The 22612-nt window shown below is 47.3% G+C and carries 13 protein-coding genes; 5 read left to right on the top strand and 8 right to left on the bottom strand.

Annotated elements, in window-relative coordinates; genetic code table 11:
- Positions 1–45: 45 nt before the first annotated feature.
- Both GO755_RS20065 and GO755_RS20060 read right to left on the bottom strand, forming a co-directional pair.
- Entirely contained in the window at positions 46–1080 is a 1035-nt protein-coding gene (locus tag GO755_RS20065; RefSeq protein ID WP_157587077.1) for a sensor histidine kinase, read from the bottom strand.
- 119 nt (positions 1081–1199) lie between these two features.
- On the bottom strand, positions 1200–1913 hold the full coding sequence (locus tag GO755_RS20060) for a response regulator transcription factor (RefSeq protein ID WP_157587076.1): 714 nt from the start codon (positions 1911–1913) through the stop codon (positions 1200–1202).
- A 291-nt stretch (positions 1914–2204) separates the two neighbouring features.
- Between GO755_RS20060 and GO755_RS20055 the strand changes: the two genes are divergently transcribed.
- Positions 2205–3356 (top strand): AI-2E family transporter, encoded by a 1152-nt coding sequence (locus tag GO755_RS20055; protein WP_157587075.1) that lies wholly within the window; start codon positions 2205–2207, stop codon positions 3354–3356.
- Between the two features lie 48 nt (positions 3357–3404).
- On the opposite strand, the gene GO755_RS20050 is transcribed toward GO755_RS20055, so the two are convergent.
- Together GO755_RS20050 and GO755_RS20045 are read right to left on the bottom strand one after the other, a co-directional pair.
- Positions 3405–4034, bottom strand: a complete 630-nt coding sequence (locus GO755_RS20050) for an LON peptidase substrate-binding domain-containing protein (RefSeq protein WP_157587074.1) — start codon at positions 4032–4034, stop codon at positions 3405–3407.
- Positions 4035–4055: 21 nt separating this feature from the next.
- A complete protein-coding gene (locus tag GO755_RS20045; RefSeq protein WP_317165917.1) occupies positions 4056–4841 on the bottom strand; it encodes a cysteine hydrolase family protein in 786 nt (261 codons plus the stop codon).
- Between the two features lie 135 nt (positions 4842–4976).
- On the opposite strand from GO755_RS20045, the gene prmA reads away from it, so the two are divergent.
- The 4 genes from prmA (at position 4977) to GO755_RS20025 (ending at position 13711) form a co-directional block, all read left to right on the top strand.
- Entirely contained in the window at positions 4977–5807 is an 831-nt protein-coding gene (prmA, locus tag GO755_RS20040; protein WP_157587072.1) for a 50S ribosomal protein L11 methyltransferase, read from the top strand.
- A gap of 37 nt (positions 5808–5844) precedes the next feature.
- Positions 5845–10881, top strand: coding sequence for a hypothetical protein (locus GO755_RS20035; protein WP_157587071.1), 5037 nt, complete (start codon positions 5845–5847; stop codon positions 10879–10881).
- 112 nt (positions 10882–10993) lie between these two features.
- Positions 10994–11929 (top strand): CPBP family intramembrane glutamic endopeptidase, encoded by a 936-nt coding sequence (locus GO755_RS20030; RefSeq protein ID WP_317165916.1) that lies wholly within the window; start codon positions 10994–10996, stop codon positions 11927–11929.
- A 60-nt stretch (positions 11930–11989) separates the two neighbouring features.
- Entirely contained in the window at positions 11990–13711 is a 1722-nt protein-coding gene (locus GO755_RS20025) for a GMC oxidoreductase (protein ID WP_157587070.1), read from the top strand.
- Positions 13712–13767: 56 nt separating this feature from the next.
- Here GO755_RS20025 and GO755_RS20020 read toward each other — a convergent pair whose 3' ends face one another.
- From GO755_RS20020 to GO755_RS20005, 4 genes are all read right to left on the bottom strand, one after another.
- The gene (locus GO755_RS20020; protein WP_157587069.1) at positions 13768–16062 is read right to left on the bottom strand and encodes an FAD-dependent oxidoreductase; all 2295 of its coding nucleotides are present in this window, start codon (positions 16060–16062) and stop codon (positions 13768–13770) included.
- Complete coding sequence (locus tag GO755_RS20015) at positions 16037–18094, bottom strand: glycoside hydrolase family 2 protein (RefSeq protein WP_157587068.1); 2058 nt, start codon at positions 18092–18094, stop codon at positions 16037–16039. Before GO755_RS20015 ends, GO755_RS20020 begins: the two co-directional genes overlap by 26 nt.
- A gap of 3 nt (positions 18095–18097) precedes the next feature.
- Positions 18098–19825 (bottom strand): sodium:solute symporter family protein, encoded by a 1728-nt coding sequence (locus tag GO755_RS20010; protein ID WP_157587067.1) that lies wholly within the window; start codon positions 19823–19825, stop codon positions 18098–18100.
- 156 nt (positions 19826–19981) lie between these two features.
- Positions 19982–22552, bottom strand: coding sequence for a glycoside hydrolase family protein (locus GO755_RS20005; protein WP_157587066.1), 2571 nt, complete (start codon positions 22550–22552; stop codon positions 19982–19984).
- Between the last annotated feature and the right edge of the window lie 60 nt (positions 22553–22612).

The following is a 22612-nucleotide window of genomic DNA, read 5'->3' as shown; positions in this document are numbered from 1 at the left end:
TTAACTACTACACTAACTGCACTTACTTTAACCACTTCACCTAACCTACTCCATCCGGTCTAGTTTGAATCGGAATGTTGTGCCCTTGTCAACCTTGCTCATTACGGTAATTTTGGTCTTGTGAGCGTTTAGAATGTGTTTTACAATGGCAAGCCCTAATCCCGTACCTCCACGATCCTTGGAGCGACTCTTTTCAACACGGTAAAAGCGCTCAAAAATTCGGCTTAGGTGCTCAGGTGGAATGCCAGGGCCATTGTCTCGAATAGATACGAGAATGTGCTTTTTGTCTTCTTCAAGATTCACCACAACCCGGCCGTTTTCGTTACCATACTTCACCGCATTCTCCACCAGATTCGTCATTACCTGCGTAATACGTTGCGAGTCAGCTTTGACCCATACCGGGCCAGGTTGGGTTGTTCGTATAGTGAGCGACGCTTTTTTTGCCTGGGCAATCGATTCTAACTGATCAAATACTTCCTGGGTTACGTGAGTAAGATCGACACGACCAAAACTCATTTTTACTTCGCCGGTTTCCAGTTGAGAAAGGGCGACTAAGTCTTTCACCAGTGCATCGAGACCATCAAGACTTTTGGCGGCTTTCGACAGAAACTTATCCCGAACCTTTTCGTCATCGACCGCTCCATCAATGAGGGTGTGAATAAAGCCCTGGGCTGCGAAAATGGGTGTTTTTAATTCATGAGATACATCGGCCAGAAACTCCCGACGGAATTGCTCCAATCGTTTCAATTCGTCAATTTCCCGTTGTTTGCGGGCGACATACACGAAGATTTCATCGTTTAACTTTTTGAACGGATTGTTATTCTTGATGATTGACTTCCGGGAGATGCTGAAGTCGCGAATTTTAAGTTGATGAATGGTTTTGTACATCTTATTGACTTCGCGAAATACGAGCAATTCAATAGCATACAGCACCAGAAAAAACGAAATTGCAAACGACGAAAGCCCAACCACAAACAGCATGCTGTTGGTCACCCCATCAACAAATGTTAAAAAGGCCAGCGTCAATGCCGAAATCAGGCAAGCCAATAAAAGCGCAATAATGCGGGGACTTAAAGACATTTAGAGTCAATTAGTGGAGTGAGTGCAATACGTGGAGTGATGCCAGCAGCCAGATAGTTTGTAACACTCGTAACATGACAAAATTAACTCACTGCACTCACTCCACCTATTTCACCAAGTCAACCAACTTCTGGCTGATCGGTAAACATATAGCCTACGCCCTTGAGGGTACGGATGTGCGTATCGCCGATTTTCTCGCGGAGCTTGCGGATATGCACGTCCACGGTGCGTTCGAGAACATAAATGTCGGCTCCCCAGATTTTCTGAAGCAACTCTTCCCGGCTGCAGACTTTGTTGGGATGTTGCGCCAAAAAAAACAATAATTCAAATTCTTTCTTTGGCAAAATAATCGACTTGTCGTTCTGACTAACCGAATAATTTTTGCGGTTAATTAATAGATCGGCAATCGTAATTTGCTCACCTGGATCAGCCTTCTGAGCTTCGCGCCGGAACAGGGCATTAATCCGACTCATCAGCGCACGGGGCTTAATTGGTTTCGTTATGTAATCGTCGGCACCAACGTCGAAAGCCGCCACTTCTGAATATTCTTCCGAACGGGCAGTTAGATAAAGAATGTACGTTTGGCGCAATTCGGCAATGTCGCGTAGTTGTCGCCCGGTTTCGATGCCATCCAGATGGGGCATCATAATATCGAGCAGAACCAACTCGGGCAGATATGTTCTGGCAATCTCGATGGCTTTCCGTCCATCGGTTGCTGTACGAACCTCGTAACCTTCTTTATTGAGGTTATATTCGAGCATTTCAACAATGTCGGCGTCGTCGTCTACGACTAAAACGCGATGCAGAGGTTGAGCAGCTTTGGCAGCACTCATGCGAAGTGGAAATTGGTGAGTATGACCTACTTTTAGTAGATTGCCTAACATCGGCAGCCCGAAGTTACGTGGCTTATCCGCAACGTTACCAATACTAAACGCATACTTAACAAAAACTTAACAGCTTAGTCATAAATGTCTTGCGTTATTTCTAAGTAAAAACGAGTTTATTGATCAAACGAAAGAATCATATTCCCTCAAACTAAAGCGAATAGTAGATGGTTGGCTAGGTAGGGAATTCAGCCGAATGCTATTACAAAACAAAGCCATCATCGGTTGTTGCCTGCCATTATGGATAATCAATCTTCGGAGGTTCAATTGCCTTCTTATGTTAAACTTGCCAGCGTACTACTTTCGATAGTTATTATAGTCTATGGCCTTCACATGCTGGAAGGGCTCCTTATTCCCCTGGTTTTTGCCATTTTGTTTGCTGTTTTGCTATTCCCACTAGTGCAACGGCTCGAAAATTGGAGAGTACCAAGAGTGCTGGCTATTATATTATGCCTGATATTATCGTTGGCCATACTAAGTGGTTTGTTTTATGCTATTTCGGTTCAGATAAGCAGCTTTGCCGAAGTTATTCCAAAGTTCGTTAAGCGCGGGAGCGAGTACATTGATAGCATACAAACGTTTGCCGACGAGCATTTAAATATAAATAGGCAACGACAGGTTACTGAAGTAAAAAAATACCTTAATCAAGCCCTGGCAGAAGGCGGCACCATCCTGACATCGACCCTATTAGCAACGACCAATATAATTACTAATCTGTTTCTTGTCTTATTGTTTGCCTTCTTCTTTTTGCTTTATCGGGATTTCTTCCGGTCTTTCTTCTATAAAATATTGCGTGGTGTACGCCGATCGAAGATCGATGACGTGATGAAGGGAATTTATGAAGTCGTGAAGGATTATCTGGCTGGGCTGGTTCTGGTCATTCTTATCATCGGGACGCTCATGACGGTTGGCCTGCTCATTCTAGGCGTAGATTATGCTGTTTTCTTTGGATTCTTTGGTGCCTGTTTAGTACTGATTCCCTACTTTGGCCTTTCTATGGGCTCCTTATTGCCAGCGGCATATACCCTGGTTACGCAGGACAATCCGCTCAAAGCATTGGGCGTGATTGGCGTGTTTTTGTTTGTACAAACCCTGGAAGGCAACTTCATTACTCCCTACATTATTGGTTCCAGAGTAAGTATTAATCCATTGGCCGCCATTGTTGTGCTCATTTTGTGGGAAAATATCTGGGGACTTCCTGGACTGGTTTTGGCCTTACCATTAACCGCTATCCTGAAAGTTATTTTCGACGCAACGCAGCCGCTCAAACCCTATGGATTTCTGATTGGCGAAGCTGAAAAACCTCGCCCTCCTATAAAAAACCTACAGGAATTAGCCGAACAACTACCCAAACGAGCCAAGAAGATTGGCAAAGTGGAAGAGAAGAGTTAGTGGAGTAGGTTTTCCTCATTTCACTTACTTCACACACTCCACTAATCACTAAAAATTAAGCGGGTCAAGATTTTTGAAATGGCCGTTCATTCGGATGCGCTGTTTTGTCCGCTCCATATCCGATACGACTGGTAATACTGTATTTAAATGCTGAATTAGGAAAAGCTGCCGTTCCGCTTCGGTTTCTAATGTCAGTAACTCGTATTCCTGCTCTACTGATAACCCAACTTTATGAGCTACTTTATACGAAAGATTCTCGACTGTTGATGTATAGTCGGGTTCAATCTCCAGTAGAGTATATAGTTGTTCTAATCGTTCAGTTAGTGCTGATGCATGTGCGCTGAAACTGTCACTAGGTTCAACTAACTCTACTTCACCACCAGCGTAGAGTTTTCCAGGTAAAGGATTTTCGAAATTGACTAACCGAAAAACTCCCAATCCTTTCGATTTAATATCCATGCGGCCATCGGGATATCGCTTGTGCAGCGTTGTCACATGCATTTCTGTGCCGTAGCCGGGAAGTTTATTATTAATGAAAGCTGGAATCCCAAACGTCCGTTCTTCCTCCAGGCACTCATCGATAAGTTGGCGGTACCTTGGTTCAAAAATGTGGAGATTCAAATCCTCGCCGGGGTAAACAATTAGGCTAAGAGGAAATAAGGAGAGCATTTTTTCCATAACGCCGAAAAGGTACGGGTTTTAGTTGAAAATAGCGTCTGATTCCACAAAACGGACGTTTCGGGCGTGCGCTTCGGCATAAATTGTATCGCCTAAGTAGCCTAATCCTGTAACATCAGACATGCAATCGGTCACGACAACCAGTTTGGAAACAAGTTCAGGTGCAAAATCCAACAGCTGTTTGAGACTATTGGCTACGCAGTGCGATTTGGCTTCGCCCATTAGATAAACTGTATCGAAGCGTGCCAAATCATCAATCAAGGCAGTGTTGAGTTGAGTTTCGGGCACGGTTGGATCAGGCACCTGCGCCCGAAAAATACCAAAGTGTTCAGATAGGGGATATAACCCTTTTTGCACAGCTACATAGTCAAGATCACGCTGTCGAGACCAATCCTTCAGTGCATCGAGTAGAGTGTCGTGCAATGCAGCTCCCCGTGAACCAATTAAACAGTGTTGTGGCCAGATGAAATGGGTAAACTGCCCATCTGCTTCAAGATCGTGAACGTATTTTATGGCCTTTTCGGGAGAAAAACGGGGTATCCATAAGCCAGCATCAACAGCTGCACCCGTAATCGGGGTAAAAGGTGCAGGGTGATTGCCTGTGGCATCCTGCCAGAATAGCGGATGAGCAATATCTAAAATATGATGTGTATCGAGCGTAACAACAATATGATCAATCTGACCCGTATGTTGCCGAATAAGTTTGGCCATTCGATCAACATCTTGCTCTGCTCCTGGCACAAATAAGGCGCCATTGGGATGACAGAAATCGTATTGAGCATCAATAATCAGGAAAGCGTTTTTCACGATTGCTTTGAGAGGGTTTGTATCTAGGATAATAGAATCGTTAGGCAGGTTGTTTCGGTAAAATCTGGTAAAGTGAAATAAGTGAAAAAGGTTCTACACATCGAACAACTTACCCCTTTTTCGTTACTTTGATGTATGAATTATTGTGAACTCCAACTGCGCCTGTCGCCCGATTATACCGATATCCTCACCGCCGAACTGGCCGAACTTGGTTTTGAGTCATTCGTTGAAACCGACGAAGGTCTGAATGCCTACATCATTGAGTCGGATTTTGATGAAAAGGCCATTCAGGAATTGATTGTTAAATACGAGGGTCAGACCGCAATAGCCTACGAAGTTAGTTCGTTAGAAAAACGAAACTGGAACGCCGAGTGGGAACGAGAATATGAGCCGATAGAAGTTGCCGACCAGGTTCGGGTCCGGGCGTCCTTCCATGAGTCGGATGCCCGGTTTCGTTACGACATAGTCATCAATCCGAAGATGTCGTTTGGTACCGGCCATCATGAAACCACCGCCATGATGCTGGAACAACAGCTCGGCCTTGATTTTGCCGGAAAATCAGTACTCGATGTGGGTAGTGGTACCGGCATTCTGGCGATTCTGGCTGAGAAAATGGGTGCCCAGACGGTACTGGCCTTCGATATTGAAGAGTGGGCCGTTGAAAATGCCCGCGAAAATGCTGAACTAAACGACTGCCCACAGATTACGGTGTTTCAGGGAACCATTGCCGATGTTGACCCAACGACCCAATACGATATCGTACTCGCCAACATCAACCGAAATATATTGCTGGCCGAAATCCCCTCTTACACAAACTTATTGAGGAATAATGGGTATCTTGTTGTGAGTGGTTTTTACGAAAACGACGCGCCAGATATTGAACAGAAAGCGTTGGAGGTCGGATTGAGTCTGGCCAATCGAGCAACAACAAATCAATGGACTTCTTTGTCATTTTATAAACCCTGATAAGGTTCGACTGTCGAACATCAATCAGCTGCTGGATATGAATCGTATTTATTATAGTCTGATAATACCCATGATCACCCTGACTGTCTCGTTCGGTCAGGCGGTTCGGCTTTCCGATAAGCCAGACCAGTTTATGGCCGACGTACAGAAGTTAATGGCGACAGGTGGGCCGGTGGCTGTTCGGGCGGGAACGAATTTACAGGCACTCTGGTCCGAAAATCGACTCTCTGCACAGCAACAGGAACGAGTGATGGTATTGAGTCGGAAAATGAATCAGAAACGGCTTCCGGCAGCTACGCACTTTACGCCTTTCTATGAAGCCCTTTATCTGACCGCTCAGCAACAACCCGCTACCAATACTGACGGCCTATTAACAATTGCCGAGAAGTTATTCGACACTAATGATCCCAAAACATTTGCCCGAAGCCTTGAAACTACTCGGCGATTTATGGAGCGGCATGAGCTTTATGCCAGTAATTATAACAAACTTTATGCACTTGGCGGAACGTATGAACTGCGCTATGTCGAAGCGATAAAACCTGTCCAGCCAGGTGCGATTCAGACGCCGGCAGATTCCATTGCAGCGGCAAAAGCTGCCGCTGAGCGATCACGGTTTGATGGCTGGGATACACCCGCTGTTGCTGATTCTACGCAGCCGCGTCAGTTGGGACCTCAATACATTCCGCAGCGTCGACTTATTCCGACCGTTTCGGGGGCCCTGATTACGTTGAAAGACGTGACACTAGCCATGGTCGCGAATGGCGATTCGGCAGTGTTAGCGAATACCAATGGTGATTTAATGCTCAAAGATGGTGTCCTAGTTGGCCAGGGTGGTAAGTTTACCTGGACGAACGCTGGTCGTCCTGATATTTTTGTAACATTAAGTGAGTATGCACTCACGACCATGAATCCGCGTTTGCAGGCCGATGATGTTGTATTGACCTATGGACCTGCCAAGCCGATTAAAGGTGTGTTTGAATACGTCTGCAAGAAAAAAGGCGGGCCCATTACATATCCGCGCTTCATGTCCTGGCAGAACGACGTTAAACTGCCTGACCTGGGGCCAGATATTGACTACCGGGGTGGATTAGCCCTGTCGGGAACGCAAATGGTGGGGGCATCGGCCAGTGGACAGCCTGCCCAACTGACGGTTAAATACAATGGGAAACCGGCCTTTAAAGCAACCAGCCGCCGATTCGATTTCAACATGAGCGACACGACGTCTGTCGATTCAACTAAGGCAGGATTAGCACAGTCTGGCTTTAACACAACCGAACCGGCAAAACCGGCCGTTTCTACAAAGGGTGGAGCGCGGCCAACTATTTCGGCTACGTCAGCTTCATTTATTGGTTACATAGAGACCGATTCGATTACGCATCCATCTGTGATGCTGCGATATGACAAAAAACAACGTATTGCCTGGCTGGATCGTGAGCAGCGGACTGATTACGCCCGTGTTCCCTACGCCGACTCATACCATAAGTTTTATATATTGCCCGAAATCGTACGCTGGGACCTGCCACGTCGAAAGGTTGATTTCTATCAGGTTGGGGCCAAGCGGGAAGTTCCGGTACGGTTCGAGTCGTTCGATTACTTCCAGCCGCAACGTTATGCCGACCTGACAGTCGACTATGGATTCCATCCTTTGCAAATTGTAGCAAATTATATCTCGACTCAAAAGCAACGGATTTTCTATGAGGATGATATTATCCAGTTTGCCAAAAAAGTTAACCCTGTATCGCTGCGGGGTTCGCTGAATCGAATGGTGCTGGAAGGGTATATGACTCGTAATCCTATAACACAAGAGATGCGGTTGAGTCAGAAAGGGATTCTGTATGTGCTGGCCTATTCGAAGAAAAGCGACTATGATAACTTCCAGGTACAATCGGTATTTGCCTCAAATGATAGTATCAAGAACGCCAGCATCAATCTCGACGACAAAATTCTGACCATCCGAGGGGTTAATCAATTCACAATATCGGATTCGTTGAAGGTATTTGGTTACCCGTCCGATAAAACACTACGAATTGGTAAAGGCCGAGACTTCACGCTCAACGGTCAACTAAAAGCCGGGACGTTACGCTATGCGGGTCGGGATCTTAAGTTTAATTACGACAAGTTCTCGATGAACCTCAACAAGATTGACTCGATTACCTTCTCGTCACAGAAACTGGCGGCACAGGGAAAAGAGGGAGAAATTGGGGGCGATATTAAATACGAGAATCCCGGCACAGTCTATTTAGCAAGTGCCGATAACAAATCCGGTCAGGTTGCCGGCAAGAAAACTACCCAGCGATTGGTGATGCCTGAGGGAATGACTGTGTATTTCAATCAACCTGTGCGGGGCAATATCACGTATAATCAGAAAGTCTATTTCAAAATTCCGGCTATTGACAACGATAGCCTTGGGAAGGGCGATATTTCCTTTGTGGGTACCTTCTTCTCCGATGGCATTTTTCCACCCTTCAAAGCACAGCTAGTAACCATGCCCGACAATACACTGGGCTTCGTACACAAGGCACCGGCAACAGGCTACCCTGTTTATGCAGGTAAGAAAGGGGCAACACCGTCAACGGTAAAGTTTACGGGTGAGGTGGTTATGGATAAAAGCGGACTTCGGTCTGAAGGCGTACTGAGCCACATGACGGCCAGCCTGAATACCAAAGGCATTTTATTCATGACTGATTCGCTGCTGGCCTCTGGTGAAAAGGGAGAAATTAAGGAAGGCTTGATCGGGAAAGGCTATTTTCCGCAGGTTCAGGTGAACAATTTCAGTCTCAAGTGGTGGCCTAAAGCAGATAGCATGGTCATTACCACGCAGAAAAATAACTTCAATTTGTACAGCGCAACGACCAATCTCGAAGGTGGTTTGGTATTGCGTTCTTCTGGATTATTTGGAAATGGAACTCTGCGTCGGAAAGATTCCGAGACAATTTCAAACAGTATCAAATTTAACAAAGAGGGTTTCCTGGCTAGTAATGCTCATTTTAAGATCGTCCCGACTACTGAGACTCCAGGAACGCAGATTGGTAAACCCATTCTGCTGGGGAACGATATTGATGTAGACTTTAACCAGGTAAAAGGCATTGTTGGTTTAGCGATCACGAAAAAGGAAAGTATTGGCGATACAGTACAAGCCAGTATGGAATTCCCATTTGCTGCCTATAAAACCAGCATTAACCGGGCTCAGTGGAATGTAAATGCTAAAACTATTGCCATGAAGGGCGACGTGAAAACATCAACCTTCACGGCTACTGCCGAAGAGCAGGAAGGGCTAACCTTCAACGGGTCGGCGGCTTTGTATGATGTGGAAAAGCGTACTTTAAACATTAGCGGTGTTCCTTATATCACATCGGCAGATGCCCGTATTTATCCTGACAAAGGGTTGGTATCTATCCGGCGTAACGGCGAAATGCTGGCACTAAAAAATGCAAAGCTCGAATTAGATACGATTAATCTGTTTCACCGACTGAAAAACGGGAACATTCAGGTGCTTTCCCGGACGCGTTTTGCGGGTGATGCTACGTATCAATTCGCTACTGCCAAAGGAGATACTGCCAGCATTAAAATGGGTAGTTTCGAATTGAAGGAAGCGCCTGCCGTAGCCTCAGCTAACCTGACTGCCGATGCCAAGAAAACACCTAAAAGTCGCCGTTCGGCAGCAGCCAAGCCAGTAACAACTTATTTCACCGTTGCCCGAGCTGAAGTTGATGAAGATGATAACCTGCAATTGGCGCCTAAAATGCTGTTCAAGGGGACCATTGCTATGCAGGCCCCTTCCCGCGATCTGGCTATGGACGGATTTATTAAACCAGCCCTGAAAAAACGGCAGGATTTAGTTGGTGGCTGGATTCCGTTCAAAGAAAAAGTAGCCGAGCGGCTTGAAATTAAGGTAGATAAAAATCTAAAAAATGAAGGAGCGCAGCAATTAGTTGCCGGAATTCATTTCCGGTTGGGCGGGGCCGGCTTATACCCAACCTTCCTGTCGCCCAAAGAAGATGCAAAAGACGATGATCTCTTTTCTGCAACGGGTGTTATGCGCTACGACGAGAAGGATAAGGTGTATCGAATAACGTCAAAAGGTAGCGATTCACCAGCGAGCCAGCCTGTTGCTGAAGCTCCTGCAACGGCTAGTGCGAAAACCGACAGCGCCAAGGTTGATAGCACTGCCAGTGTTGCTGTTGTAGAAGATGAAGTAGAAAATGCATTTACGTTCAACGATGCACGTGGGCTAATGACGTTCAAAGGAAAGTTGAATCTCCTGAATGCAGCTCCGCACGAATACCTGCTCTCGGCTGGGTCGGCACGGATCAATATCGATAGTAGTCAATATCGATTCAATACATTGCTGGCTTTCGCTTTTCCCGTTCCTGATCCGATTAATGGCCTTATCTCCGACAAGCTCGTTAAAACAAATCAGGAAGAGAAAAATGATGAAGCAGCTGATGATGATCTGAACCGGCTTTCGGATAAATTGCTGCCCCTGATTGGTTTACAGGCGGTCGAAGCTTACCGTGTGAAAGCCCAAAACCAACATGTACCGCTCAATCAGGCATCACCAAAATTAAATGCGATGCTCGTCTTGGCTAACGCCAATCTACGCTGGTCTACAAAATACAATGCCTTTTACAGTACCGGGCAGTTAGGTGTGTCGAATATTATGGCAGCCGACATTAATGCCCAAATGGACGGCTTTGTCGAAATAAGAAAGACAGGTAACGGAGATGAAGCCAGTATTTATCTCGAGGCTTCACCCGATGTGTGGGTATTTTACGACTACAAACCGGGTAACTCGCCAACGGCTTTAGGTCAATTGGCTATTATTACCTCAGAGCAGGATATAAACGATCGACTGATTGCAGGTTCTAAAAACTCCGCTAAAGCTACGATTGAAGTTGTGCCTGCTACGGTCGATGAGAAGACACTCTTTGTAGATCGCTATCTCGATCAATATAAAACTAAAGCCAAACCTGCTCCAAAACCCAAAATACAGCCAGGGCAAAAGGTTGTAAAAGAAGAGAAAAAGAAAGACGAAAAGAAAAAAGATAAAGAAGCGGAGAAAGAAGGATTTTAACCGTTTTTTGTCCTTCCGACGGAGGAGGAATCTCAAGCTTGACTATTACGAAACTTGAGATTCCTCCTCCGTCGGAAGGACAAAAACTGGTGTACACCGATATAAAACCTACGTGAAAGTTCTTTGGCGCGACCTGCGCAATCATCTTCGCTCTGATTTTCGGCTTGACCTTTATTTGGCAATTGCTGCCTGGGCTGCGTTGCTGCTTACCGTCAATTTCTACTTTGATCTAGAAGACGCCTACATTGACTCATTTCAGGGTAAGCCAATCTGGCCAGTTCTTTATTTTTGCCTATATGCCACTGCCTACTACGTTAGTGTCTGGTTATGGACGCACTTTCATAATCGTCCTGACATCTGGCAAACCCGTGGTTTCTGGCTTCGTAGTGGAGTTGCGCTGATTTCCTATTCGATCTACGCTGGGTTTTACGGGCACAGCGAATGGAGTCGACAATTATTCGATGGGCAGATTTATGTGTTTGCTTACTATTGCCTGCACAATTTGCAATCGGTTTTAACGATTGTACTCCCTCTGTATCTCTTCTATAAGTTTGTCGACCCATATCCGAGCAGTTTTTATGGCATGGCTCCCAAACGCAAGGGCTTGGTATTATATGCATTGATGCTGGCTCTGATGATTCCGCTTATTACATTGGCGTCGTTTCAACCCGATTTCCTGCAATCTTACCCGACCTACCGCGATACCAACGCCAATGAGTTCTTCGGCGTGCCAGAATGGGTAACAGCTTTCATCTACGAACTTTGTTATGGCTGGGATTTTGTGCCAACGGAACTGCTTTTTCGAGGCTTTCTCGTGATTGGAATGAGCCGAGTTCTTGGGCATGGAGCGGTGTTGCCAATGGTTGTTTGGTATTGCTCTATCCACTTTGGACGGCCATTAGGTGAAGCTGTTTCTTCCTTATTTGGCGGTTATTTGTTGGGCGTATTGGCCTTAAGTACCCGAAGCATTTGGGGTGGTTTGCTTATTCACATCGGCATTGCCTGGGGCATGGAGATTGCTGCTTTTTTGCAAAAGGCAACTCACTAAGTCTGTAAAAAAACTCTGCGTTCTTTGCGCTTACCTTTGCTTCCTTTGCGTTTTAAAAAGATGAACAACATATCTATTCCACCCGGCAAAAAGTTCGATGCCATTGTTGTCGGCTCGGGCATTAGTGGGGGCTGGTCGGCTAAGGAACTGTGCGAAAAAGGACTCAACGTATTACTCCTCGAACGGGGACGAATGGTTGAGCATGTCAAGGATTACCACACGGCCACCATGAATCCGTGGGATTTTCCGCACCATAATCAGGCCATGCCGCTTGAGTTGCTGAAACAATACCCTGTGCAAAATCGAACGGGTTTCTCGATTACCGAAGCGACTCATCAATACTTCATCAACGATCTGGAGAATCCATATGTTGAAGAAAAACCGTTTGACTGGATTCGGGGCTATCAGGTTGGAGGGAAATCGCTGATGTGGGGCCGTTATTCGTTTCGCTTCTCTGATCTTGATTTTGAAGCTAACGCCAAAGATGGCATAGCGACGGACTGGCCCATTCGGTACAAAGACATTGCGCCTTGGTACGACTACGTCGAGAAGTTCGCGGGTATTGCCGGGAACCGCGATGGCCTACCGCATTTGCCTGATGGGCAGTTTCAGCCCGCCATGCCCGACAACTGTGTAGAAGCTCATCTTCGAAAAACCGTAAATAGCGAATTTCCAGATCGCAAGGTTATTTCGGCACGAGCGGCTCACCTGACGGCACCAACCCAAGAACAGACGAATCTGGGTCGGGCAAAGTGTCAGTATCGAAATCTTTGCATGCGGGGCTGTCCATATGGGGCTTATTTTAGCACGCAATCCGCAACGCTGCCTGCTGCCCGTCGAACCAAACGACTTACGGTTCGCCCACATTCTATTGTCAATTCAATCATTTATGATGAAAAGACGGGCCAGGCAACGGGTGTTCGGGTAATTGACGAGCAAACGCACCAATGGCATGAGTTTAAAGCCAGCATTATTTTCCTGAATGCATCGGCGCTGGGTCCGACCTATATCCTAATGAACTCCAAATCAAAGCGCTTTCCAAATGGCATGGACGATAGTGGACAGCTTGGACGTAATCTAATGGATCACCATTTTCATGTAGGCGCCACCGCCGATTACGACCATGATCTAGACAAATATTATTACGGTCGACACCCGGCAGGCTTATACATTCCGCGTTTCCGAAACCTGCCTAATCAGGCGAAACAGGCCTTTAAGCGGGGTTACGGTTTTGAGGTGTACACCAACCGTGAAAACTGGGATCACGCCTACCATGACGAGGGCTTTGGGGCTGATTTTAAAGAGAAAGCTACCCAGTTTGGTACCTGGAAAATTACACTTGATGCCTTTGGCGAGTGTATGCCTTATGAAGATAATCGGGTGTATTTGACCGATGAAATTAAGGACAAATGGGGGCAACCTGTCCTGAAAATGGACGTTCACTACCGAGAGAATGAAACCCTAATGCGAAAAGATGCCCATGACCAGGCCATTCAAATGCTGGAAAAGTCAGGATTCTCGAATATAGAAGGTTTCGATAGTCAGGCGCATCCGGGATTAAGCATTCACGAAATGGGTACGGCTCGGATGGGAACTAGCCCGAAGAATTCCGTCTTCAACAAATTCAACCAGCACCACGTCGTCAAAAATGTGTTCTGTACCGATGGAGCCGCCATGACATCGTCGCCTTGCCAGAACCCATCGTTGACCTATATGGCCCTATCCGCAAGGGCCGCAGACTACGCCGTAAAAGCGTTGAAGCGGGGCGATTTGAAACAGTAATTAAACATAGAGAGTGGTGTCAGGTTCGAAAACCTGACACCACTCTCTATGTTTAATTACTCCCTATAACACCGTATTTCCATTAACGACGCTGGAGCAAAATCCGCTTGACCAGGACTGGTGCTTTTCTTCAGATGAATAGTCAAGCTACTCGTTTCAATCGGCTGATCGAAGCGGATTGTGTTGCTGGTCTGATGGTTATGCGTCTGATGGTAGATACGCTCCTGCTGGTCGTTGCAGACTACATATTCCTGCACGCAGAACGGCCCGACGGTTTCTGGGTGAGTCATAATGACTGTTTCCAGCGGATGGTCGAAATCGGTGTCGAACCGTAATTCGACACGGTTAATTTTTTGGCGAGTAGGCCAGCTCAACGTCAACGTAGGGTTTACATCGTCAGCTTTTGCAACCCAGGCGTTGGGCTGATTGGTGGGGCGTTGAATCCCATTCCGAACGTTTGTCGGACTGAATAATCGGATACCGGTTTGAATTCGAAGCGCAATATTATGTCCCGCTGGTCGGCGTTCGGGGCACCAGAACTCGAACGTATCGACGCCAATATCTTCCGAAGGCTCCTGTTTTCCATAATTCGAAACGGCCGGATTGATCTTATTGAACACCGATAATACTCCCGTAACGCGCAACTGGCTGTATTGCAGTTGAATGTGCTCGTTTTTTATAAACGTAACAAAAACATATTGCGGCTCCGAAAGCTGGCTCTTAAAAGGTAAGTTTATGTCCTGCTTGCCTTTGCGCAAAGGAATAGTTAGTGTCTCAAGCGTTACATCAGGTGTATGGTTAAACGGTTTGCTACTTCGTCTTAGCTCAACGGTTAGCGTCGTGTCCTGATCGGCTGTTACGAAGGCCGTCAGCTGCGGAATAGAGCCAATCGGCAATGGCAACATTTGAGCGGCAGAAGAAGTCAGCGGTAACAAGGGACCATCAGCCGGTAGCTCGTTCAAAACAAATTCACTGGATGCTGAGAGCTTTGCCTGTTGCGTGAGGTCAGTACTGTCCTGAAGTACGAAGCCCGGAATATGCTGCCCCGCTTTTAGTAATTCCTGCTGTAATTCCTGCATCCGAGTCGGTTCGGTCAAGTCGCGGGGAAGCAACTGATTTTGCGTGCATAGTGCCGCAGCCATACCCACGGCCTGCGCAACGTGGGCACCAGTCGCCATTACTCGAGATGAACCAAACGCTACGTGCGAAGCACTAATAATACGCCCGGCAATGAAAAGATTTGGTACGTTGTGGCTATACAGACATCGATAAGGAATTTGATAAATCCCCTTACTATGCCATTGATTACAACCCGGTTTCTCGGAGAAAATACCATCGGCAGGGTGTAAATCAATCGACCAGCCGCCAAAAGCTACGGCATCGGGATGTGTCCGTTGCTCAACTACGTCCTGTTGAGTCAGCATGTAATCACCTTCGAATCGGCGACTTTCGCGCTTGCCGGGAATTTGCCCAACCCATTCGAGCGTCATGGTTTCGGCTTCGGGAAACTGGCCGGAATTCTTGATATAATTCCAGACACCGTACACGACTTTCCAAAGCTCCCATTTGATGGTTTCGGTATCGTGAACCGTATCTAATCGGCCACCGTATTCAATCCACCAGAGTTGGCAACCATATTCCTGCGCGTTGAAACGTTTGTAACGTGGTATTTTGGTAATATCATCCAGAGCATAAGCTGGTGGCACGAAGCGCACCGGCCGACCCGTGTCTTTGGTGTAGAAATAAAGCGAATGACCCAACAACTCGCCGTATTCTGCTGTTGGCGCAAACTTCTCCCCGAACTCTTCGCGACTTTCGGCACCCATCCGAAAGGCAGCTCCCGATTGAAATCCGACGATACCATCGCCCGAGGCATCACAGAAAAGTGGCGCTACCAGTTCGTAGGCCGTACTGTTCTGGCTGCAAAAGGCTTTTATACCACTAATCTTTTCGCCCAATTTCTCAACTTCATAAACAGCCGTATTCAACAGCAAGGTGATATTTGGTTCCAGGATAACTTTTTCCAGAAGTATCGTATCAAATATCAGTGGATTGCCTTCGGGGTTACGGTATAGGTTTTCGACTAGAAGTTCGTCAATTACACCACCTTCGCGTGCCCAGCGGTTATTGTTGCCCATGTGTGAGGTAGCACCCAACACCCATAATCGTACTTCGGATGATGAGTTTCCGCCCAATACAGGACGATCTTGTACGAGTACAACCCGGGTGCCTGCCCGGGCAGCCGTAATTGCGCAGCAAACGCCCGACAGCCCTCCGCCAACAACAATCAGGTCAGCATCGTGGCGAATAGTTTTTGGGGTTCGTTTATCGACTGCTTGTTCGCGTATCATTCGTTAAATCAATCGTTTGGGTGAGAATAGAAAATCCAGTTGGCTTCATGACTTCTACAGTCAGCGTTTTGTCGAAACCACGCACGGGAATGCTTATATCGGCCTGTTGGCCTGGTTGTAGGTCGGGGATAGGAATTGTTCTGTTGTTCGTTTTTAGTGAATAATTTTTGATGGCGTAAGCTGGAAAGTCGTTTCTGGCTGCTACGCGGAGTTTTAAGGTATGTACGCCTTCGCTACCGGTTTCCCAACTGATTTTCTCGACCGTAACGGGAGCCATACCCGTTTGATGCGTTTGGTAGAGTGGTCGCTTCGACCGGTCTCCCCGAACTAATCCCCACGGACGAGTACCGTCTGGATTGGTGCCATCGTGTCGACTCAGGTAATCATTAAACGACCACCACGAAGTCCCGACTATGTAAGGCAATTGCCGGACGTCGGTGAGAAACTTCTCAAGGTGCGTTACCTGACCCATTTCTCCATCTTTACCGTCGGCTCGTGTGCCATACTCACTAATGAAAATCGGTTTGTCGGGATAGAGCGAATGAATATGTTTTAGAATGTTAAGGTGATTGCCATACGTATTGGTCGAAATAAAATCACAATACTGGCTGGCTTCGTCTTCGGGCTTTTTAGGCATGATGTTCAAGCGCATGGACGCAAATGTGTACAGACGTGTGGGGTCGAGTTCACGAGCATAGGCGATCATGTCTTTCGTCCAGCGCTGGCCCGCGGGCTGCTCGGAGAGGTATTCGTTACCCACACTATACGCAATTACGCAGGGGTGATTCCAGTCCCGTTCGGCCATTTCGCGGAACTGTTGACGGAATTTCGTGCGAATAGTATCGTTGTCCATTTCTCTCGGCGTCAATTGCCAGTTCCCGGCTTCGCTGATAATCAGCATGCCATTACGGTCGGCCCAGTCGTAAATGGTTTCAGATGGTGTGTAATGCGTTAGGCGGTGAAGTTCCATTCCTGCCTCTTTCATCAGTCGCATATCTTTTTCGACCAGCCAATCAGGCTCCAGCGATCCCAAGCCCGGATAGTCTACTACACGATTACCACCCGCTACTTTAATGGGCTGCCCGTTGAGCAATAATTGAGCATTTCGAACCTCAACCTTCCGAATCCCGAAATGAGTTCGAACGGTATCCGTAGCCGCTACTACCTGTATATCATACAAGGTTGGCTGGTCGATACTCCACAGCTTTACATCTGCGGCTTTCAGAACGGTTTCTGTTTCTAATACGGCTGTTTGGTTCGCGGCTACATTGCCCAGTTGCTGTTTCCAGACAAGCGTAATGGGTTTGCTATTTTGCTCTACCCGAAACGCTAGTTTTGGCGTGACAGTCTGGCCGCTCGCGTTGCGAATCCGGGTTTTGATTTTCAGCGTAGCCGTGCCTTTAATTAAATCGGGCATGGCTTCCGTTTTTACATTTTCGACATACACATCTGGCTCAACGGTTAGGTAAATGGGTCGAATAAGGCCGCCGTAGTTTACCCAGCCCGGAAATGGATCATTGGGTTCATTGTAGTCTTTCGCGCCGGGGATAGTGCCTACCCGCCAGGTATTGTTATTGACTGAAATCGCAATGGTATTATCCGAACCCGTTGCCTTCAAAAAGCTGGTTACATCGAACTGAAAGGGTGTGTAGCCGCCTTCATGGGTACCGACTTTCTGGTTATTGATCCAGATCGCCGTTTCGTAATACGATGCATCCAAATGAAGGATTACGCGTTTGCCTGCAGTTGGTTGCCAGGGGAAAGTCCGGCGGTACCAGGCTGTACCCGTATAAAACTGATAGCGGGGATCGACTGAGAAACAGTGGGGAACGGTTACTTTATTCCAACGGCCTAGTGGCGCATCTTCCCGATACCATTTGGCCGTTTCGCCAACGTCCATCGGATCCATCGCAAATACCCATTGACCGTGTAACGGAATCGCATTCGGATCGCGAATGGTGTATTGGGCGAGTGCTGGGAATAATAGACTCGTTAGTACTATAAGCAGTATTGTATGACCTAAGTGCTTCATTGATTAGTGATTCGAATTGATAAGTTTATCCGCCTGTTGCGATTCTGGTAGTAGTTGAACGCGTTGAGAAGCACGATACGGAATCAATGCTGCCAGCAGAACTACACCGCCAAGTCCTGCGGTAATACCTCCGCCCACGCTGGCAAATGTGCTTAAGCCACCCAGCATTAACGCAGTGAATACCAGTGATCCGGCAATTACCTGCAACCCAAACCGATTCTGTTTCCGTATGGCCAGGGCTTCTTCTGGTGATTCAATTTGCGCATCGTCCCTTTTTTGCTGACGGGTAATCAGGTACTGATAATACTCACTCGCTGTCGTGTCTTTTGAGCGTGCCCATAGTTCGTAGCCTAGTAAAAGCAGCAAGGGAAGCCCGACGCCAATGATGGTTTCTGTACCTCGGGTAAGCTTAAAGTCTAAAAGTAGAGGAGCTAGAATTTTGAAAAACAGATTGACGGTTAGACCAATACCCGTTACCCAAAGCGTCGCCCGACTGGTCAGGCGTTTTGAGAATAAAGCCCAAAGGGGAGGAGCGAGTAGTGGGCCGCCCGAAATGGACGAAATACTGAGAACAACTTCGACAATGCCACCGGCTGCGGGTACCATCAGGGCAATCCCAATCATGCCTAATCCAAACACCCAGGAGGAACCCCGAGCCACCTGAATCAGCTTTTTATCGGACGCTTTCGGATTGATTAGTCCTTTGTAAATATCATTCGTAAAAACGGCCGATACTACGTTCAAAGCTGTATTCGCACTGGCTGATGTTGAGAAATACATGCCCGTCAGCATGAGCCCGAGAAGACCTGGTGGCAGCACGAGTTTGCAAATCATGAGATACGCATTTTCGGTATCGAGTCCAGTTAGCGATGGATTGATGGCTTTATAAATCATGGGCGGCATCATCCAGATGACTGGGCTGATGAGGTACAATCCGGCAAACAGAAATGCCACTTTTTTCGCTGATTTCGGACTGTCGACACTTGTATAGCGTTGCACAAATGTCCAGTTGCCACCGATGTAACAGATGTGGTAAATGACAAAGGCAGCTATAAATCCGAACGTGTATTCACCATTCAGAAGATTGAAAAAATCGGCTGGTACGTGCTGCGTGAATCCTTCGATACCTCCCACTTTATCCAGCGAAAGCGGTAGGAGAATAAAAACGGCTGAGGACAATACGACAAACTGCAAAATGTCGGTCACCATAACGGCCCATAAGCCACCAACGGCTGTGTAGGCAATCATGAAAAAGCCCAGACCAATTGTGCAGGGCACCAGCGGTAAGTTGAGTGATGAGCTAACCAATTTGGCCACTGGATACAGTACCGAGCCTTTAATGAACAGCGAAACCAGTGTAAAAATGAAGATGTAGGCTTTCTGAACGGTCGTTCCCAGACGGGCACGGATAAACTCGGCCGCTGTTAGTGCGCCCGTTTGTTTCCAACGGGGAGCCAGATAGATTCCCGTTACCAAAGCACCAATGCACATTGTCCACTGAATGGTGATGGCTACCCAGCCGTGTTTGTAGGCAATAGACCCCCATGCCACGAACGTACCCGCCGAGAAGAAGCTCATGAACAGCGACAAGCCGCCAATGAACCACGGCACGGCCTCACCACCCGCAAAGAAGGACTTCAGATTCCGGCCCGTTCGGGCAAATAGCATCCCGATGCCCAGAACAAAGGCCGAAAAAATGACAATGACTGCTGTATCTATGGTTGTATTCATAATGTCTTTTTTATTTTTGACAGGATTTACAGGATGAACAGGATTTTTTATTCCATCCAGCAATCTGGTGTTCGGCATAATCAAAGATTACGCTCAACCTTAAGGATTTGAGACGAAAAGAAAAATCCTGTTCATCCTGTAAATCCTGTCAAAAAATTACTGTAAATCAATCTCCAGCACACTCTGACCAAATCCTGGTAGATCAATCGAAATAGCATTGGCAGAAACCGTCTGATTGGTTGGTAACCACTTAGCGCTTGCAATGCTCTTTTTCAATACTGCCGGATTAATCTGTATGTTGGATTTCGTTGGTTGTGCCCGATTATTTTGCAGAACGACATACAGCTTTTTCTGATCGGCAGACTGCGCAAGAATGTAGTCGATAACAGGACTATCGGGTTTTACCAGTTCTTCCTGAATCAGTAGGGTCGCAGGTTGACCGTAGATCGTTCCAGCTTTGAAACCGTACGTTTGATGCGGGCCAACTTTCGGCGTTACAAATCCGCGTGGGAACGTTATTTTCCCCGCTGACCGCAATTCGGCTTCGGCCATCAAATAATCAGTCAACCAGCCAATTTGCCACCAGGCATGGTGTGGATAAGGGCCAGCCCCTCTGTTCATGGCTTGCCAATAGTAAGAGGCTACGCTGGTTTTGGGGTCGACGAACGCATCTCGCCCAATCGCACCCGCGCGAGCCATATCGGCAAAAATCGGCTCTTTGGTCAAGCCATACATCCGAATAAACAGCCCGGCGTGACTGCACAATTGAATAGGCCCGTGACGAGTCGCTGAACCGAAAATGCCGCCATGCTCAAAACTTAATCCTGTCTGGCTAATCTCCCAATCTTCGCGGGCGACCCCATTTACGGTTTTGGGCTTGTGGCTGGCAATAGGATGGGTGTAGATAGAAGAGGTATATACTTTGGCGGCTGTAATAGCCGATGTTTTGTAGCGCGCGTCGTGGGTTAAATCATACAAATCCAGCAGCGCCTGCGCCGACTGGCCGGTTGCGAAATCGGGAGCGTAACGGGCGTCTCCACATACACCAAGGTAACTTCCTGTTTCGATGGCGTTTTTCAGAAACCAATCGGCACCTTTGCGGGCGGCAGTGAGGTATTTCGGATCTTTCAGAATGCGGTAGGCAACGATCAGTCCGTAGAATGTTGGACGTACATCCAGAATGTCTTTGAAGATTTCCTGTTCCGTATGCCGGTCATAGGCGACGGCCCAACTACCATCTGGTTTCTGCCATGTTAACAACCGATCAGCACCAAAGCGAAGCCGTTCTCTTAACTCGGTACTGTTTGGCTCGAACAACAGCATATTGCCGATGTCGAGCATGGTGTAATAGGTGAGGCCAATGGGTTCGACAACTTCGCCCCACTCTTCGACAAATTTTTTCTTTTTCGCCAGATAATACTGTCCTTCAGGCGCTCCCTTGAAAAAGCTGTTGCCAGTTTCCTGCTGGGCGAGTTTAAAATTCTCGGCGTACGGCAACACGTTTTGGGTAAGCAATGGATCTTTCGTCGCGTTGGCCAGCATCCACATCGCACCGTAATCGGAGTTTTTCATGGCGTCTTTGTCGGAGCCAACCACACCACCCAGATACGACTGCGCCCCGATTTTCTTCCCTTCAAATTCCTCAATGTTCCATAACGACGTTTTCGGGTCGGTCAAATAATGGTGCATTTTTTCGATCCGGTCGGTCAACGATTGCTTGCTTTGTCGTAACCCGAGCGTTTCCTTGAACCGGTACACATCATAAACTGCGTGGTTTAGGGCCTTAAACCAGTCGCCATCAATGAGGCTGTATCGAAAAGTATACTTGATAGGTTCACCCATCTTTAACGCTGATTTTGGCTCGCCCAAAACAGGATAATAAAGCGTTGGCGAAAGCTGGGCTTTGCGGTTCATGTGCGACAACCCGATGTTCCAGTCGATTTGCGTGATTTTGTCATTCGCCCAGGGGTCACGTGCCAGACCTGGTTCAGGAATAACGGCCAGCGTAATGCCATTTTTGGTGGTAATCATCGGACTAAGCGTACTGGCGCAACGCTCGCGATAGATGACGGGCAGTGTTGGGATGCCATGACCGTAGGCATAAGCCAGTGCAAAATTTGGCTGAAGTTTATTGCCCTGGAAATAGCCTGGTACGGTTGCCCAGGCCAAATTCTGTTCCGGAATTGTAGCTAGCGTTGGACTAGCTAGCGAGAAATAACCCGCTTTCTTTGGGGTAATCGTCTGCTTAACAATAATGTCTGACGTGAACTTCGGGTCTAGCGTCCACTCGGTAACAATGGTAGCGACTTCGGTTTCCTGCCGAAAGGTCAGATTATTTTTACTAGCCTGTTCTGCTTTCTGCGGGAAAAAGTGAATAGCCTGCCCCTCTTTATTCAGCGAAACCGGATTGGTGCTCTCGGCCCATTGTACCTGCTGATAATGGTATTTTTCGCTTGGGAAATCAGCCCCGGTAATGTCTTTAAACGTGGTGTCGGGTTTCTCTGACGGTTTTTCAGTTGCATACAGCAAGGTGTTCTCACCGGAAGGGTTAGCCATGTTCAGCCACGAACTCCCTTTACGTACTGCTACCTGCCCAATCGCCCAACCAGTCGAAGTATTTTTCCAACTGATTTTTACCCGATCATTACTTAGCGACAGGGTTTGGGGAGACTGAGCTTGCAAAGCTATTACTGACAGAAAAAAGAAAAGACCGCTCAGGTACTTCATAGTTAATGGTTGTTTTCTCGTCTGTTGTGGTGTCAGCTATGAGTAACTGACACCACTTAT

Origin of the sequence: Spirosoma arboris, from assembly GCF_009754945.1 — a bacterium.
In the GTDB taxonomy this organism is placed as follows: domain Bacteria; phylum Bacteroidota; class Bacteroidia; order Cytophagales; family Spirosomataceae; genus Spirosoma; species Spirosoma arboris.
Note: the sequence above shows the minus strand (reverse complement) of the source record. Positions and strands in the feature narration are given on the sequence as shown.